Raw genomic sequence first — 15,342 nt, 5'->3', positions numbered from 1 at the left:
CCGCCGTCCCGGCGGCGCCCCAGTGAGAAGGTCCGCTTTGGCGAATAGAGGCGGGAAGGGGTCCGGGTCCGGGCGACGGGCCGATGGTCGTGCAGGTTTCGCAGCGGGACGGCACTCGACGCCATGCCGCCAGGATCTACTTGTCAGCCTGCCGCCGGAGGTGTTCGGCGAAGGAAGTCTGGTCCGGCAGATTGAGTTGGATGGCGTTGCGGTAGGCCACGGAGGCCCAGAGGTGCAACTCCTCCTCGTCGACCTCGCCGAACACCTGGGCCAACGCCTTTCGCTCGTGGCGCCGGAGGATTCGGTTCGGCCGGGCGAGCAGGCCGCCTTCCTTCTGCAGCGCCCGCCGGAACGCCTCCACCGCGGCGGTGTAGGCGTCGCCGCCCAGCCCGCGCAGCAGGCTGAACTCGAAAACATGCAGGGCCGCTTCGCCTTCCCAGTAGATCTGGGCCTGGACGCTGAGATCCGCGGGGTCGGGAAGCAGCGCCCGGTTCACCATCGCGAAGCGGGCCTGATAGAGGAGTAACACGCCGCGGCCGCGGCGGCTGAGCGGGCGGTTCGCCGGAAGCTCGATGGTGCGTACCGGGTGGCCATTCGCGATGTCCCACGCACCCTGGAAACGGGGCATCCGCTTTGATCCCGGCCGCTGGTCCGGGATCAGGCACCCGTGCTCCTCGTAGACGCGCCGGCGACCGTCGGCCCGCAGCGCGGCGGCGATCAGGTCATGGGCCGACCGGTCACCGGTGTCAGTTTCGCCGCCGACCGGCATGACGAGTACCTCCCGGCCAGGCACGTGCAGCCCGAGCTTCCAACTGGTACGCAGGAACTGCCATGTGGCGTCTGCCTCGCGTAACCCTTCCGCCACGTGCTGGGCCGCGTCGCGCCAGTCGCGTGCCACGTGCAGTCGACGACGGACCTCGTCCGCGGGGCAGATCTCCAGGACCGCCGATGAGAACGGTTCCGGTGGATCCAGTGGATCGCCGTGCGGCGCGGGCCTGCTGTGCTCGGCGCAGTCCGCATCGCTGTGCGGATCGCCAGGCAGTCCGTGGCAGTCCGCCAGCCAGGTCACCGACCGGTCGATCGCCTGCCGAGCGAACGCGGGGCAGGGCCGCATACCGGTCCGGAGCACCTCCTCGTAGTGACTTCGCGCTCGTGTCTGGCGGAGCAGATCCAGCGGCAGCACCGGCGCCAGGTGAATTACCGCCTCTTCGATGACGCAGTGTGGACACGCGGGGCCGGAGCCTGCGGACACCCGATACCGGCGTAAGTGGTCAGAGCGGGGCTGCTCCCACTGGACCCCGATGCCGCCACCCTCCTCGAGCATCAGGTAGAGAAACCGTGACTCGTCCAACTCCCGTGTCACGGCCACCACCTCGTCGAAGAACTCCTGCTGGCTCAGGACCCGCGGTTCTGCATCGGTCATGACAACCCCCGTCTCAACCTTCGTGACATTGCGACTCTATCGGCGACACTTGACTCGGCGGCGCTCCATCCCGAACTCCACCCGGTAACTGACCCGGCCCTGATGGCATGCCGGCGGAAGCCGACCGCATCGGGCGCCGACGACGATGCGGTGCGTGTCCTTCATCTGGCGGCGCACGGTGGACCCGGCCACGTTCGTGTGGGTGCGGCCGGATGACGTGGTGGTGATCGGTGACGAGGCAGGAGCGTGTCCCGGTAGCAGGCAACCCGCCTGCGGTTCGTGATCATTCATGCGGGTGATCACGGTATGCATGGTGGGGATGGACTGTTCGAGGTCGAGCCGGTCAGGAAGAAGCAGCCGCAGGGTTGTCCGGCGGCGGTGGACAACACGTTTCGGGCGTTCGATCCGCATCAGGCCCTGCTGCTGCCGTCACTGGATGACTGGCTGCCCGAGGACCACCGCGCCCGGCTCAGGCCCAGGACCCGGGCAAGACGAGAGGCCCGCTTCGGGAGTTCCTTGCGCGGGGCGGGCCAAGCCGACGTGAGAGCCTGATCGACCGTGCGCGGGGGCGACGTTGTACTTGCGCGACAGAGCACGGACCGACGTTCCCGCCCGGGAGTCACGGCGGATCGTTGCGAACAACTCGACTCTGGACATGGACGGCATCGGCGTCACCTCACACCCTGGAGCACTCCGATCGTCCCACCACCGGACGCCGGGTCGCAGCAAGACTCGTCGACGTCCTTCTCCTCGACACACCAGTGGCTCCCGCCCTCAGTGACAAGTGGCAGCAGAACCCACTGACAAAGCCAGACTGCCGTGAGGACCTCGCCCACCAACCGCCGGGCTTGTTGATAGCCCTCTTCAACCGCTGTAACTGTGCAAGTTCGTTTCTTCGGTGCGGCTGTTCCGCTCACACGGGTGATCTGCAGGGTGGCCACCCCATGACCCGGTCGGGCGGCCGTTATCAACAGCAGATGATCAAGTCTGTTCTGGGGGGCCTTGTAGCCGCCTTGGTCGTCCTGCCCTCGCGGCTGCCCCGCCGGCCCCATGTCGCGGAGACCGTTCCGCTCACCACCGCCGTCGGCTGCCTGCCTCTGGGTATCGAGTCGCGGGTGGGCTGCCTGCGGACCTCCTGCAGGCACTGGAATGTCGGGACCAACCCCGCAGACGACTGCAACACGCGTGAGGAGGTGCTGATTTCAGGAGCCGTGGATGCCCCGGAGGTCGGTGTTGGTTGTCGGCTGACGGGCGGCCGCTGATGGTCCTGCAACGACGGGGTCTGGGTGACTGGTGCGTCCGGCCTGGACGTTGACCACATGGTGCCGCTCGTGGAGGTCTGGGACAGCCTCTGGCTGGATGTCGTGGCGCCGCGAGGCGTACGCCAACGACCAGGGTGTCGGCACGTCCCTGGCTGCCGTCACGGCCCGCTCCAACCGGTCCGAGTCCGGCCAGGGCCTGGCTCAGCGGTTGCCGTCCGCTCCCGGCGATGCGGTGCGCTGTCAGTACGCCTCCGAGTGGGGGTACGAAGTTGCGCTGGAACGTGGTCGCCGACGATACCGAGTTCGCGGCCCTGCGGTGCCTTGCGCCCGGTTGTCCGCTTGAGTCCGTGGCGTACGAGCCGGCCGGATAGCCCCCGCCCGGCGCGGGCAGAGAGTGGCTCCGGCTGGACGGGGGAGGCCAGCCGGAGCCATGAGGAGGACGGTCCCGGCCTTTTCCGGTGGCCGCCCGGTCAGTACAGCTTGTTGACGGCCGTGGTCGTGGTCTTCTTGAAGGCGGCCACGGGCGCGTCGTTGAAGTCGCCCAACTGTCCCCACTGGACGACGCTGACGGTCCTGCCGTCCCGTCCGACCGACAGCAGGGCGACGTCGGTGGCGCCCCCCGATGTCTCGGTGTTCAGGCCGCGGACGTGGGCGCCTTCCTCGACCTGCAGTGTGCCGTAGTCCCGGCCCTCGGCGTCGACGTCGGGCGAGGACTTTTCGATGCGGTCGGCGCAGGTGCGGATCAGGTCGTCGTAGTGCTTCGCGAGGGCCTTGGCCTGGCCGGCTGTGCCTGTCACGACGGTCAGCTGCACGGCGCTGGTGTCCAGGTCGGTCCTGAACTCCCGGTGCCGGTAGTCGTAGTCGAGCATGCCTTCCGTACTGACGCAGAGGCCCAGTGCTTCGGGGAATCCCTCGGTGACCAGCCCGGCGGTCCAGGACGACGTCGGGTGCGGCGGCAGTTGGGACGCCGACAGGAACTTCGGTGCGGCTGCCTTGGGCGCGGCGCCCGCGGCCGGTGCCGTGAGGACCATGCCCGTCGCGAGGGCGGCGACGGTGAGTGCGGTCAGAGCGCTCGTTCGGATACGCATGGACATGAGGGTTCCCCCGTGGATGAGTGCGTGGACGTGGATGCCGCGGCGAGGCCGGCTGGTCGGCCCGGCCCTGGTCGGTGCGGCAGCAAGAGCATCAGCGGTCACAGCGGCCGGGCGCAACAACTTACGGCCGATCGGACACGGTGGAACCATCCCAGCCCGTCTGACCTGCAGATACATGGAGGCCTGGGATGGCGTTCCGGGCCGGGTGGACGGCCTTGTCAGCCACCTGTGCTGCACCGTTGTGCCTAGCCTGCGGCGGCAGGTGCCGTGCGGTTGAACGGAGCAGGGGCCCGCCGCCCGCGCCCGGAAGCCGTATGCGCGGAACCCACCGCCCCGAGCGATGTCGAGAACTCCTGTGCGGCTCCGACGTCACCTCAGTAAGGCACCCAATGGAGGGATGAGGTCATGAGCAAGGTCGTTTCAGGTATCTCGATGTCGCTGGACGGGTTTGTCGCCGGTCCGAATGTCTCCCGCGAGCAGCAACTGGGCGACGGCGGCCTGCCGCTGCACCAGTGGCTGCACCGGCCGGACCCGCGCGATATCGACCTGTTGGACGAGATGCGTGCAGGGCTGGGGTCGATCCTGATGGGCCGGGTGTCGTACGACCTGGCGGAGGGCGACGGCGGCTGGGGTGACGGCGGGCCCGCCGGACCGACGCCGTGCTTCGTGCTCACCCACAAGGCACCCGACCCGGAGACGGTACGGGCCCCGTCGGTCTTCACCTTCGTCACCGACGGCATCCACAGCGCGGTGGCCCAGGCGAAGGCGGCGGCGGGTGGCGAGGCGGTCGCCGTGCACGGCGCGAGCGTGGCTCAGCAGTGCCTCGTGGCCGGGCTGTTGGACGAGATCCAGATCCATCTGGCCCCGGTCCTGCTGGGCGGCGGCACTCGGCTGTTCGAGCACCTGGGCGGGCAGTACCGGCTGGAGCGTACGAGGGTGATCGAGACGCCGAACGCCACCCATCTGCGGTTCAGCGTGATCCGCTGACCGGCTCCGTGTCTGCAGCGCAAGGCCCTCGATTACCCCAGCGAGGCCACTGAAGCGGTCCAAGCCGGTGGCGACGATGTCCCGCCCCCGCACTGTAAACCGCGGACGCGGGACATCGCGCTTTTGCTTCCAATGCAAAGGGAGTCTCCTGCCCGCCGGGCTGCGGAACGCGACGAGGGAGCGCTGGGACTGTGGAAGAAGGACGTGTGGCCGCAGGTGGAATGACTGCGGCGGTGCTGGGGGCTTTCGTCGTCTTCGAGGACGAGACCGGGTTCGCGATGACCCCGTCGCGCGCCCGCACGTGGAGCCGGCGTGGGCACACGCCGGTGGTGCGGGTGCGCGGCCGGTCCTGGCGCCGCTGATCAATCGCCGCGATGTGCTGCTACCGGCCGGGCGAGTCCTCCCGGCTGATCTACCGGCCACGCCAGCACCGCAAGCACCGGGGCAAGGGACGCACCAGCTTCTCCTGGAGTGACTACCGTGGCCTGGTCGTACGCGCCCACATCCAGCTCGGCGCCCCCATCATCCTCATCTGGGACAATCTCAACACCCACCGGGCCGCGGGGATGCGTGAGTACGCGGAGGGACACGACTGGCTCACTCACCATCATCCAACTTCCCTCCTACGCGCCGAACTTGAATCCTGTCGAGGGCATCTGGTCGCTAATACGCCGCGGACCGCTGGCCAACGTCGCCTTCGCCGACGACGATCACCTCGAACGGACCCTCCGCCGGGGCCTGCGCCACATCCAGCACCGCCCCGACCTCATCGACGGCTGTCTCACCAGCACCGGACTCACCCTCACCCGGCATCCGACAACACCCCGAAGAGATCAGTAGTGCTCCAGCTGTAGATCGTGATCTTCATGGCTGCTGGCCGTCGACATGGAGCACGTCGCCTCAGGCGGTGGGGCGCAGGCCCTGTCAGGTGTTGGCGCTGAAGTACGCAGCGGCAGCGTCGATGAAGCGGTCGTGGGCGGCCCGTGCGGCGTCCTGTGCTGCGGTCAGCTCCTCGATGCTCGTGGCGGCATCGACCATGTTGTAGGTGGCGACAACCATCGCCTGTGCGGTGGTGTGGACTGCCGGGTCGGGCACGAGGAGCCGCAGCGCAACCAGGGGGCGGGTGATGGCGGAGCGGGTGACATGAGACCTGGCTCGCAGTTCTTGCAGCTCAATGTCGCTTGCGCCGCGCAGTCGAGCCTCTCCACGCATCCACAAAGCCCGTCGGTGGTCGGAGCCGGCGGAGGCGAGTGTGGTCACCGCGTCGAGCCGGTCGCGCCGCAACTGCTCAGCGGCGGCTGCGCGTTCGGCGCGGCCGGCCGCCAGGTGCTGGAACGTGCCGGTGACAATCGATCCGAGGAGCGTCCCGATGACGGCAAGGACAGTGGCGATCATGATCTGCTTTCTTGGTCGGGCAACTGGTCCGGGACTGCTGCACAGACGGGTGCAGCCACCGTTGATCATCGTGAGTTGTGTGGACTGACGATGAGACGGTGGCCGCAGACCACAGCATAGATCCCGCCCGATGGCGGGAGGCGTTCGAGATGGCCATGAGCCGGATCGCGGGCCGGTTCGCCCGGATCGAACCCCGCCTGCGGGCCGGCCGGTTGGTGCTGGGCCTGCTGTCGGACCTGCCGCGCAAGGACTGCTGGACCATCGCGGAGTGGGCCGGGGAGAGCAGCCCGCACGGCATGCAGTACCTACTGTGCCGGGCCGCCTGGGACGCTGACGCCGTCCGCGACGACGTGCGCGACTACGTCGTCGAGCACCTCCACGACGATGCCGAGTGCTGGTCGTGGACGACACCGGCGACGTGAAGAAGGGCACTCACACCATCGCCGTCCAGTGCGAGTACACCGGCACGGACGGACGGATCGAGAACTCCCAGGTCGCGGTCTACCTCGTCTATGCAGGGGCGCGGCGACATGCAGCGGTGGACCGGGAGCTGTACATCCCCCGTTCCTGGACGTGCGACCCGGATCGCTGCCGGGCAGCAGGGCTCGACGAGGACACCGGCTTCGCGACCAAGCCGGAACTGGCCCGCACGATGATCGAACGGTTCCTGGACACCGGACACCACGTGGGCTGGGTCACCGGGGATGAGGTCTACGGCGGCAACCCGGACTGCGCACGGCTCTCGAAGAACGCGGCACCGGCTACGTCCTCGCGGTGGCCTGCTCGGCCGAAGTCCCCACCCAAGCAGGCAAGTTCCGGGCAGACCGTCTGTTCAAGCGGCTGCCGAAGCGGGCCTGGCAGAAGGTGTCGGCCGGACGCGGTGCGAAGGGACACCGCTTCTACGACTGGGCGGTCATCGACCTGGCCGCCCCCGGCCCGGGCCACCCTCAGCTGCTGATCCGCCGCAACCGCACCACCGGCGAACTTGCCTACTGCCGTTGCTTCTCACTCCAGCCGGTGCCGCTGACCGAGCTGGTGCGAGTCGCCGGATCCAGACGGCGGGTGGAAGAGACCTTCCAGACCGGGAAGGGGCTGGCCGGACTCGATGAGCACCAGGTCCGCCGCTACTCCTCCTGGACTCGCTGGGTCACCCTCGCCATGCTCGCCCACGCCTTCCTCGCCGTCGTCCGTGCCGACGAACACGCCCGCCGTCCCGGGGTCGACCGACCTGGTCCCGCTGTCCTGCAACGAGATCCAGCATCTCTTCGTCACACTCCTCGTCCGGCCGGTCCGTGACGCAGCCCACCGGATCGGCCGGTCGACTGGCGACGCCGTGATCAAGCCCGGTCCCGCACCAGTCATTACCGGCGACAAGCCGCATCCCAGACTTGAAGATCACGATCTACAGCTGGAGTGTCAGGCTCCGGTGTTGCGCGGACAGCCGCTGTTCGAGCAGGTGGTCGAGCCGGGGAGGTACATCGGCTCGGCCAGGGTGCCGGGGTTGGACCGAACCCACTCGACGGATTGAGGGCTACCGCACCGTGGGCACGGCTCAGGCTCGAAGGAGCGGGCTTCGTCTTCCGTGTATTCGCGGTCATCGTTCATGCCTTCCACGCTAGTCCCGCATGTGGGTTCTGGCGCGGGACCCACTATGAGCCGGTGCGGACTCCTCGGGCGAAGAGCGTGCCGGGGGAGTCTTCCGCGCCGTAGTGGACTCCGTATCCCTACGGGTGAGGACGACGGCCCAGGCGACGGTCTGGAGCTGGAAGAGCAGGCGGACCATGTTATGAGCCGCCTTACCGAGGCCGGACAGGCGTTCATCGACGTCGGGCCCATCGCGGTGTCCTCAAGCACGCCGCGACAGCGCTACCGGTCTCCGGGAGCCGCCCGTAGAAGTTCAGCCCGTCTATGGGCGCCTGTGTTTGAGCGGAGACTGGAGGGAAACACCGAGTGTGGCTGAGCGGCCGTGGGACGAAGGCCGTGGACCTGGTGGGACCTGGGTCCGCGGCCTTCCCTGCACCCGGGAGGTCCTGCCCCGACCGTCTCCGGAATGGAACTCGGCGGCCCGCCTCAACCCACGTTTCGCCACGGCCGGTCGGGTACTCGGGGGAGACGAGCGGAAGACGCAGGAGGTGCCTCACCATGGAACCCGGCACCAGCACAGACATCGAGTCGACGCACGAGGACAACTGGACCGGGGACGGCGCGGTCACGCTTCCCGGTGTCCGGCTTCCCCAAGGCGACACTGGCGGTGTACCGGAGACCACCGACCCGGAGAGCCACATCGTCCGGGGTGAGGACTGAATTCGCCTGTCACGCACGAGAGCCGACTCGCGCTGCGCGCGTAACGCCCCGCAATGACACGCGAATAGCGCCCGAGCAATGACATCTGACACTCCCGGGGACATGACCCTGGCTTCGCGCCGTGCGTGGCCCTCGCCGTTTCCGCTGGCTGCCCCTCTCGACAACCCGTTTCAGGCGCCCCGGTTCGGGAGCGTCCTTGCGGCCGCGGCGAAGACCGCCGACGTTCTGTGCGAAGACGTGCCTGCGGAAGGCATTCGCACCATGCCGGGAGCGGCGCTGTGCTCCCAGGCGTTCTCGACCTGGAGCTGGAAAGTGCCGCTCGGACCAGTCGGCGGTGCTGGTCCGACTGGTGCCACTGCCGCCCGGTCACCGAGCGAGCGTCCGTGCTGCTCCGTGCGCCCCGCAGTCCGCTGGGCACCTCTGCCGCCGATCTTCTCGACAGTCAGGCCCTGACGCCCCGGGTCCGCGGCCCGGCTGGGCCGCCGTGCTCGGCATCGGCTGTCGCCGACTAACGGGTGACCCAAAGTGCTAGGCGCTGGACGAACGGGTGCCTATCCAGAGGCCGAAGGGGTGTCCGGCCGGGTCGTAGAGGACGCGTACATTGTCGTACATCGTCGTGAGGCTGGAAGTCCGCCACGGTCGCTCCCAAGCCAAGGGCGTGTCCGAGGCGGAGGGCAGATCGTCGACCTCGATTTCCTGATGCATCATCATCTGCTGTTCGGATGGGGCCGATGGCCTCTTCGGGCGCGTGAAGTGCGGCTCTGACTGGAACGACAGCCCGGACTGCCGTCGGGCGGTGCGATCTCCACCCACTGCGTTCCTCCTTCCTTGTCGGCCACCCGAGCAGGTCCTGGTAGGACCGCGCGAGTTCGTGGGCGTTCGGAGCGTCAAGCGTGGTTGCAGACAACGTGAAACCGGCCTCGGGGAACATCGGTACAGCGGTCATCGGTGGGATCGATCTTGCTCGCTACTCGGCTCCGCGGGACTCGCCGGTCTGGTGCCGCCTGGCAGGCTCGTTTTCCAGTTCACGGCCGCCTCGATCTGTTGATCGGTCAGTCCGGTCTCACGGCGCAGCTGCTTGGGCTTGATCCCGTTCGGATAGGCTTGGATAGGCAAGCATCGCGCGGGTGTTCTTTCCTGCCCAGAGTCCTGGCTCGGAGTAGCCCGACGGACAGCGGCCAGCTCCATGCCCGCGTTCTCCACCCGGTTGACCCCGCAGACCAGACTCTGCTCCCAGGCGGAGCCTGCCCGTTGCGGAACATCGAGGTCTCGGCTGAGCGCCCACACACCACCGTGGCAAACTCGCCAACTGCGCCTGAAGGCACTCACCTTCGATATATCGAAGCTCTAGCGAGTCGCCGTGAGCCCCGTGAGGATGATGTCGATGCCTGCGAGGAATTCCTTGCGGTCGTCGTGATGGCGCAACTGGTCGGCCACCCGCCTGACGAACCGATGCTCGACCGGATCCAGGCGTGCCCAGCGGTCGGCGATGGCGCCCACGAAGTCGTCACGGTTCGCGTCTGCGGCCAGTACGTGCGCGTTCACCGCATTCTGGCTTGCTACGCCGACGATGTAGCTCAGCAGGGTAGACACGGCCGTGAAGAGGCGCCCTTCCTCGACTCCCAAATCCTCGACGGGGCGTCCGATCGCCTCCCAGAGTTTCACCATGGCCGGCTGGGACGGTGCGGCGTACAGCTGAGAGCCGAGCCATGGATGGGCGTCGATGGCGTCGAAAACTCCGAGGGCTACGGCATGGACGGCGTCTCGCGGCGCCGTCCCCTGCGCGCGGGCCGGGAGAGCCTGGGCCAGCGTGCTCACGGTGGCCGCGATGAGCAGTTCGCTCTTGTTCGTCACATGCCACTGGATGGCGCCGTGTCCCGTCTTCAGTCTGAGCGCCAGGGCGCGGAACGTGAGTCCTCGCTCACCCTCGGCGTCGAGGAGTTCGATCGCGGCGTCCACGATCTGATCGCGGGTGAGTCCCGCTGCTCGGGCGGACGGGGAGCGATGCGTCGTTGGCATGGACTCATTTTGACACGACTGGTACGCCGTACCACGATGGACTGGTACGGCGTACCAGTCCGAAGTCCGCCAATCGAAAATCGCGCATCAGCCGTGACGTGCGCGCCACGCGACCGATCTACACGGATCTACAAGGAGCCACCATGACCACGCCCGTCACCGTCGTCGGAGCCGGCCTCGGCGGGCTGACGCTCGCGCGCGTCCTGCACCTGCACGGCATCGCGGTACGCGTCTACGAAGCAGAGCCCACGGCCGAGGACCGTACCCAGGGCGGCCAGCTCGACCTGCACGAGTACAACGGTCAGCGCGCCCTCGCCGACGCCGGGCTGACCGCACAGTTCCAGGCGATCATCCATGAGGGCGGCGAGGCGACCCGCATACTCTCCGCCCAGGGCGCCTACCTGCTGGACCTGCCCGACGACGGCACCGGCCACCGCCCGGAGGTCCTGCGGGGCGACCTGCGGCGGATCCTGCTCGAATCCCTCCCCGCGAACACGATCCACTGGGGCAAGAAGCTCACCGCCGCCAAACCGCTCGGCGACGGCCGCCACACGCTCACCTTCACCGACGGCACGAGCGTGACCAGCAGCCTCCTGGTCGGCGCCGACGGCGCCTGGTCGAAGATCCGTCCGCTGCTGTCGGCGGCCCGCCCCGAGTACGTCGGCACGTCGTTCATCGAGACCTACCTGTACGACGCCGACCGGAAGCACCCCGCCGCCGGCGAGGCGGTCGGGGCGGGCGCCCTGTCCGCACTCGCGCCCGGCAAGGGCATCATGGCCCACCGCGAGCAGGGCGGCGTGCTGCACACCTATGTGGCACTGAGTAAGCCGCTGGAGTGGATCACCGGCATGGACTTCACCGATCCGGCCACGGCGACACGGCAGGTGGCAGCCGAGTTCGACGGATGGGCACCCGAACTCACCGCGCTGATCACCGACGGCGACACCCCGCCGGTTCCCCGCGCCATCTACCGTCTGCCCGTCGGGCATCGCTGGGACCGGGTTCCCGGTGTGACGCTGATCGGCGACGCCGCGCACCTGATGTCACCGTTCGCCGGTGAGGGCGCCAATCTGGCCATGTTCGACGGTGCCGAACTCGGCAAGGCCCTCGCCGCTCACCCCGACGACGCTGAAGCGGCGCTGGCCGCCTACGAGGCGGACATGTTCTCGCGCAGCGAGCAGTTCGCCGCGGAGTCCGACGCGAACCACCGGCGCCTCTTCGACGACCGGGCCCCGCAAGGGCTGCTCGATCTCTTCGCGGCCGCCGGTCAAGCCGGATGAACCCCGAGATGAACCCCCACCCGATTCCCCTCACGGCAGGAGACGGCATGACCGAGCACATCACCGACGACGGCCTGTGCTGGCGGCCGACATGGGCCCAGGCCATGAGTGACTTTCGCGGCGAGGACGGCGAGGACCGCGAGGCCCCCTTCGACGATGTCACCGTCCGCATGACCGTCCCCGCGGGCCTCGGCGGCACCGGGGTCCGCGTCGAGCTGAGCAACCGTTTCGGCGACGAGCCCGTCGTGGTCGGACGAGGCGCGGTCGGCGTGGGCGGCCGGTTCCACGACCTGGCCTTCAACGGGCAGCCCTCGACGCGGATCCCGGCCGGGGAAACGCTCTGGACCGACCCGGTCGAGCTGACCGTCCACCACGGCGACGACGTGGTCGTCGATGTCTACCTGCCCAGTCCGACGCCCTACGAGACCGGGGCCGGATTCCGCTTCGACCGCTCACGGCCGGGTGACCATGCCGGTTCCCACCCGTTCCCTCTCGAAGGCACCACTCCCGAAGGCTCCATTCCCGAAGCCGTTGACGAATCCCGTGATTTCCCCGCCGCGAACACGGACACCGGTCCCGAACCCGAACCCGACGGAACCGGCTGGTCACTTCCCGCCGGAGGCCCATTCCTGCGCACCATCGAGGTCGTCGGAAGCGAGGCGAAGGCCGTCATCGTGGCACTGGGCAGCTCCAGTACGGCCATGGGATGGCCGCAATACACCGCGGGCCTCCTGCCCGCCGACGCCAGGATCAGCGTCGTCAACCGGGGCATCTCAGGAAACCGCATACGCCTCGACGCCCCGCTCGGCACCCCGTCGTGGGGGCGGTCCGGGCTGTCCCGCTTCGATGAGGACGTCCTCGAAACCGCAGGCGTCACCCACGTGGTGATCGCCTACAACAGCAACGACTGGGGCCTTCCCGGCCGGATCACCTCCCGCGACGAGATGCCCACCGTTGCCCAACTGACCGACGCCTACCAAGAACTCGTCGATCGGGCACAGAAGGCGGGGCTCCAGGTCATCCTCGCCACCATCACCGCCCACGGCCCCGAACTGCGGGCCGACCCCGAACGAGAAGACATCCGGCGGGAGTTGAACGACTGGATCCGAACCTCGGGCCACCCATGCGTCGACTTCGACGCGGCGATCCGCTCCGCAACGGACCCCTCTCGTCTCGACGCCGCGTACGCGGCCCCCGATGCCACGCATCCCAACATCAACGGCGAAAAGCGCCTCGCGCAAACGGTCGTCGACGCGCTCGCAAGCCTGCACCTTTAGACGTTGTTTCACTTGGTGAGTCGGCGGTAGTTGATGAGGCTGGTGGCGATGGAGCTTAGGGCGAGGATGCACTGCCGCAGGCGCTCGTCACTATCACCCGCAGCTGCCATGCCACGGGATACACTGCTCCGCTCCATCCTGACTGGAGGTCAGCTGAGTGTTCCCCGCACGGGTACTTGCCGGTGCTCCGTTGGCTCTGGTGATTCTCGCCCTGTCCGGCTGCTCTTCCCACTGGGGCTGCACCGACACGACTGCGGAGCGCGGTGAGGCCGGTGTCAGGGTGCAGGTCGAGGACACGTCTGGGCAGCCTCTCGGCGTCACTGCCGAGGTCGTCGACTGGCGCCTTGAGCCCCACCCGCAGGTGCCCTCCGAAGGTGACAAGGTCCACTTCCACTACCGCTTCGACGGCGCGAATCCGGATGAGGGATCCGACCCTGCAGTGGACGCCTGCGTGGTCGACAAGGAGCGCGTGGCGTTGGGGTGTCGGACGGTTTATTCGTCCGAAGCGGTCGGGCCGGTCGGTGGCCTCACGGGCGACGACTGGCTCGGCGTCGAGCACCCCGAACAGGTCGCCGGAGTGCTATTGATTCCCAATGACCAGTCCTCCAAAAGACGGACGACCTGCGCGCAGGATGCCAAGGACGGTGGCGGGCTGCATCCTCCGGAACCAGCCAGCATGGGGGACCAGCTGTAAGCCGTCATTCAGCCGGTGAGTCTGCGGTGGCATATGAGGGTCGCGGCGATGGCGGTGAAGGCGAGGAAGTGTTCCGGCTTTCGCTCGTAGCGGCGGTGGAGGCGCCGGCAGCCGGGCAGCCAGGACACGGTTCGTTCCACGACCCAGCGGTGTTTGCCCAGGCATTGCGACGCTTCGATGCCTTTGCGGACGATGCGGTGCCGGATGCCCGCAGGAGGCCAGCCATCGCCGCAGGTGCCGGTAGCCGTATCCCTTGTCTCCGTGCAGCTTCTTGTCGGGCCGTCGGCGCCGTGGGCCGCGGCGTGAGCGGATGGGCAGGATGCCTCGGACCAGCGAGATGAGGGCCTGGCTGTCATGGAATTTCGCGGCGGAGATGCCGATCGACAGGGGCAGGCCGCTGCGGTCGACGATGAGGTGGATTTTCGATCCCTTCTTGCGGTTCTCGCTCGGGTGTGTCCACTGGACGGCTGATCCGGTTTTCCGTTGGGTTCACCCCAACATCGAAAGCAGGCACCGACGTACTCTCTCCCCGCGATGGAGGGGCACTCGCCTGAGTCAGAGTCCTGACCTGCGGCGGAGTCGGCCCGTTTATGGATGTGCTCCCCGATTTGACGGGCCTGCGTCCCTCGTTCTCGTGGATCTCGCTCCGCCCTTCTCGACGAGGCGATGTGCCCAAGTGCGGTCGTGCGTGTGGACATTGATGTCGAATGTCTGGACTTGAACAACCCGCGGGCAAGCCTTGCCGTGCTGTTGCGGCAGGAACAGGAAATCCAGGACCGGCTGAGCACGATCCGGGCCCGGATGGCCGCGGCCACGTCGGCGCCTTCGCCGACTGCTTCAGCTTGTTGAACTTCGTGACGCCCGAAGCGTCGCCCGAAGCGTCCTTGTCGGACAGCGACGCCAGCAGCCGCTCCTGATGGGCCTCGCTGACCCGCTCGAAGACGCCTATGCAGATCGTCGCGTTCACCTCTGTGCGGATCTGTACGGATCTGTATGGACCTTCGCCGCGAGCGCGTCCAGCGTGGCGAAGCCTGGCAGCTCCAGCCCGGCCTCGACGACCTTCTCCAACGCGATGTCGATCAGGTTCGCCGGCCGGTTCTTCGCCACGGCTCCGCTGCACATCACCGCCTCGGCGATCTTCCGGGCCTTCGCCTTGTCGTAGACCAGGCCCGCACGCCGGCGGACGGCGGTACGCTGTCGCTCCGCCGTACGGTCGCAGCCCCGCGCCGCCGTGCCCTCCGGCAAGTCCACCGCGCGGCGCACAAAGCCGACGACCGTGGCCGGAATCTCGTCCAGCATCGGCAAACACCCCATGCGCGCTGGTACGACTTCAATTGCAGCAACTGGGCCAACAGATGCTCGTAGCAGTCGGCACGGGCAGCGGCTCACTCGACCTCGTCACGGCTCGGCGCGAAGAACAGATGCAGCTCATGCGCGGTGATCAGCCGCTTAAACCGCGGATACGCGGTCCTCTCGATCTGCCCCATGTTCGCCCGCGCGCCACCGTGGAAGCGGAGGATGACGGTTTCTACACGATCATGATCAACGACAATGCGCCCCACAGCCTGATCGCCCCGATGACCGGCGTCGAACAGAACGCGTAACCC

At 68.0% G+C, this 15,342-nt stretch carries 18 protein-coding genes and 3 pseudogenes; 13 read left to right on the top strand and 8 right to left on the bottom strand.

Features of this window, described 5'->3' with window-relative positions; all coding sequences use genetic code 11:
• Positions 1–136: 136 nt before the first annotated feature.
• On the bottom strand, positions 137–1,423 hold the full coding sequence (locus ACIBEI_RS05515) for a hypothetical protein (RefSeq protein WP_398885359.1): 1,287 nt from the start codon (positions 1,421–1,423) through the stop codon (positions 137–139).
• Positions 1,424–1,459: 36 nt separating this feature from the next.
• Positions 1,460–1,834 carry a hypothetical protein gene (locus tag ACIBEI_RS05510; protein WP_398886360.1) on the bottom strand — a complete coding sequence of 125 codons (375 nt, stop codon included), beginning with the start codon at positions 1,832–1,834 and terminating at the stop codon, positions 1,460–1,462.
• A gap of 533 nt (positions 1,835–2,367) precedes the next feature.
• Here ACIBEI_RS05510 and ACIBEI_RS05505 point away from each other — a divergent pair.
• The gene (locus ACIBEI_RS05505) at positions 2,368–2,685 is read left to right on the top strand and encodes a hypothetical protein (protein ID WP_398885357.1); all 318 of its coding nucleotides are present in this window, start codon (positions 2,368–2,370) and stop codon (positions 2,683–2,685) included.
• Between the two features lie 470 nt (positions 2,686–3,155).
• Here the strand turns inward: ACIBEI_RS05505 and ACIBEI_RS05500 are convergent, their stop codons facing one another.
• Complete coding sequence (locus ACIBEI_RS05500) at positions 3,156–3,779, bottom strand: hypothetical protein (protein WP_398885355.1); 624 nt, start codon at positions 3,777–3,779, stop codon at positions 3,156–3,158.
• A 405-nt stretch (positions 3,780–4,184) separates the two neighbouring features.
• On the opposite strand from ACIBEI_RS05500, the gene ACIBEI_RS05495 reads away from it, so the two are divergent.
• The 3 genes and pseudogenes from ACIBEI_RS05495 (at position 4,185) to ACIBEI_RS05485 (ending at position 5,606) form a co-directional block, all read left to right on the top strand.
• Positions 4,185–4,766: a dihydrofolate reductase family protein gene (locus ACIBEI_RS05495; protein ID WP_398885353.1), complete on the top strand. Its 582-nt coding sequence runs from the start codon at positions 4,185–4,187 to the stop codon at positions 4,764–4,766.
• Positions 4,767–4,972: 206 nt separating this feature from the next.
• Positions 4,973–5,128 (top strand): hypothetical protein, encoded by a 156-nt coding sequence (locus tag ACIBEI_RS05490; RefSeq protein WP_398885351.1) that lies wholly within the window; start codon positions 4,973–4,975, stop codon positions 5,126–5,128.
• 12 nt (positions 5,129–5,140) lie between these two features.
• Positions 5,141–5,606 (top strand): annotated as a pseudogene (locus ACIBEI_RS05485) (transposase).
• Positions 5,607–5,690: 84 nt separating this feature from the next.
• On the opposite strand, the gene ACIBEI_RS05480 reads toward ACIBEI_RS05485, so the two are convergent.
• Positions 5,691–6,161: a hypothetical protein gene (locus tag ACIBEI_RS05480; RefSeq protein WP_398885349.1), complete on the bottom strand. Its 471-nt coding sequence runs from the start codon at positions 6,159–6,161 to the stop codon at positions 5,691–5,693.
• A 98-nt stretch (positions 6,162–6,259) separates the two neighbouring features.
• Between ACIBEI_RS05480 and ACIBEI_RS05475 the strand changes: the two genes are divergently transcribed.
• The 4 genes and pseudogenes from ACIBEI_RS05475 (at position 6,260) to ACIBEI_RS05460 (ending at position 8,465) form a co-directional block, all read left to right on the top strand.
• Positions 6,260–6,583 carry a hypothetical protein gene (locus tag ACIBEI_RS05475; protein ID WP_398885347.1) on the top strand — a complete coding sequence of 108 codons (324 nt, stop codon included), beginning with the start codon at positions 6,260–6,262 and terminating at the stop codon, positions 6,581–6,583.
• Positions 6,553–6,912 (top strand): annotated as a pseudogene (locus ACIBEI_RS05470) (transposase); the annotation flags it as partial. The gene ACIBEI_RS05475 and the pseudogene ACIBEI_RS05470, both read left to right, overlap by 31 nt.
• Positions 6,913–6,935: 23 nt before the next feature.
• Complete coding sequence (locus tag ACIBEI_RS05465) at positions 6,936–7,457, top strand: hypothetical protein (protein WP_398886358.1); 522 nt, start codon at positions 6,936–6,938, stop codon at positions 7,455–7,457.
• An 846-nt stretch (positions 7,458–8,303) separates the two neighbouring features.
• Positions 8,304–8,465 (top strand): hypothetical protein, encoded by a 162-nt coding sequence (locus ACIBEI_RS05460; protein WP_398885345.1) that lies wholly within the window; start codon positions 8,304–8,306, stop codon positions 8,463–8,465.
• Positions 8,466–8,993: 528 nt separating this feature from the next.
• Here ACIBEI_RS05460 and ACIBEI_RS05455 read toward each other — a convergent pair.
• Positions 8,994–9,170, bottom strand: coding sequence for a hypothetical protein (locus tag ACIBEI_RS05455; protein ID WP_398885343.1), 177 nt, complete (start codon positions 9,168–9,170; stop codon positions 8,994–8,996).
• Positions 9,171–9,812: 642 nt separating this feature from the next.
• Positions 9,813–10,484: a TetR/AcrR family transcriptional regulator gene (locus tag ACIBEI_RS05450; RefSeq protein WP_398885341.1), complete on the bottom strand. Its 672-nt coding sequence runs from the start codon at positions 10,482–10,484 to the stop codon at positions 9,813–9,815.
• Positions 10,485–10,627: 143 nt separating this feature from the next.
• On the opposite strand from ACIBEI_RS05450, the gene ACIBEI_RS05445 reads away from it, so the two are divergent.
• The 3 genes from ACIBEI_RS05445 to ACIBEI_RS05435 all read left to right on the top strand — a co-directional run bounded on the left by ACIBEI_RS05445 (position 10,628) and on the right by ACIBEI_RS05435 (position 13,735).
• Positions 10,628–11,764 carry an FAD-dependent oxidoreductase gene (locus tag ACIBEI_RS05445; protein ID WP_398885339.1) on the top strand — a complete coding sequence of 379 codons (1,137 nt, stop codon included), beginning with the start codon at positions 10,628–10,630 and terminating at the stop codon, positions 11,762–11,764.
• Positions 11,765–11,811: 47 nt separating this feature from the next.
• Entirely contained in the window at positions 11,812–13,041 is a 1,230-nt protein-coding gene (locus ACIBEI_RS05440; protein ID WP_398885337.1) for a GDSL-type esterase/lipase family protein, read from the top strand.
• Positions 13,042–13,198: 157 nt separating this feature from the next.
• Positions 13,199–13,735 carry a hypothetical protein gene (locus ACIBEI_RS05435; protein ID WP_398885335.1) on the top strand — a complete coding sequence of 179 codons (537 nt, stop codon included), beginning with the start codon at positions 13,199–13,201 and terminating at the stop codon, positions 13,733–13,735.
• An 8-nt stretch (positions 13,736–13,743) separates the two neighbouring features.
• Here ACIBEI_RS05435 and ACIBEI_RS05430 read toward each other — a convergent pair.
• Positions 13,744–14,176, bottom strand: a pseudogene (locus ACIBEI_RS05430) (IS5 family transposase); the annotation flags it as partial.
• A 249-nt stretch (positions 14,177–14,425) separates the two neighbouring features.
• On the opposite strand from ACIBEI_RS05430, the gene ACIBEI_RS05425 reads away from it, so the two are divergent.
• Positions 14,426–14,584, top strand: a complete 159-nt coding sequence (locus ACIBEI_RS05425) for a hypothetical protein (RefSeq protein WP_398885333.1) — start codon at positions 14,426–14,428, stop codon at positions 14,582–14,584.
• Positions 14,585–14,698: 114 nt separating this feature from the next.
• Here ACIBEI_RS05425 and ACIBEI_RS05420 read toward each other — a convergent pair whose 3' ends face one another.
• Complete coding sequence (locus ACIBEI_RS05420) at positions 14,699–15,034, bottom strand: DUF4158 domain-containing protein (protein ID WP_398885331.1); 336 nt, start codon at positions 15,032–15,034, stop codon at positions 14,699–14,701.
• A 56-nt stretch (positions 15,035–15,090) separates the two neighbouring features.
• Between ACIBEI_RS05420 and ACIBEI_RS05415 the strand changes: the two genes are divergently transcribed.
• Complete coding sequence (locus tag ACIBEI_RS05415; protein ID WP_398885329.1) at positions 15,091–15,339, top strand: hypothetical protein; 249 nt, start codon at positions 15,091–15,093, stop codon at positions 15,337–15,339.
• The last annotated feature ends 3 nt before the right edge of the window (positions 15,340–15,342 follow it).

Origin of the sequence: Streptomyces sp. NPDC050988, from assembly GCF_044456225.1 — a bacterium.
Lineage (GTDB): Bacteria > Actinomycetota > Actinomycetes > Streptomycetales > Streptomycetaceae > Streptomyces.
This window is presented reverse-complemented; position numbering and strand designations above follow the sequence as displayed.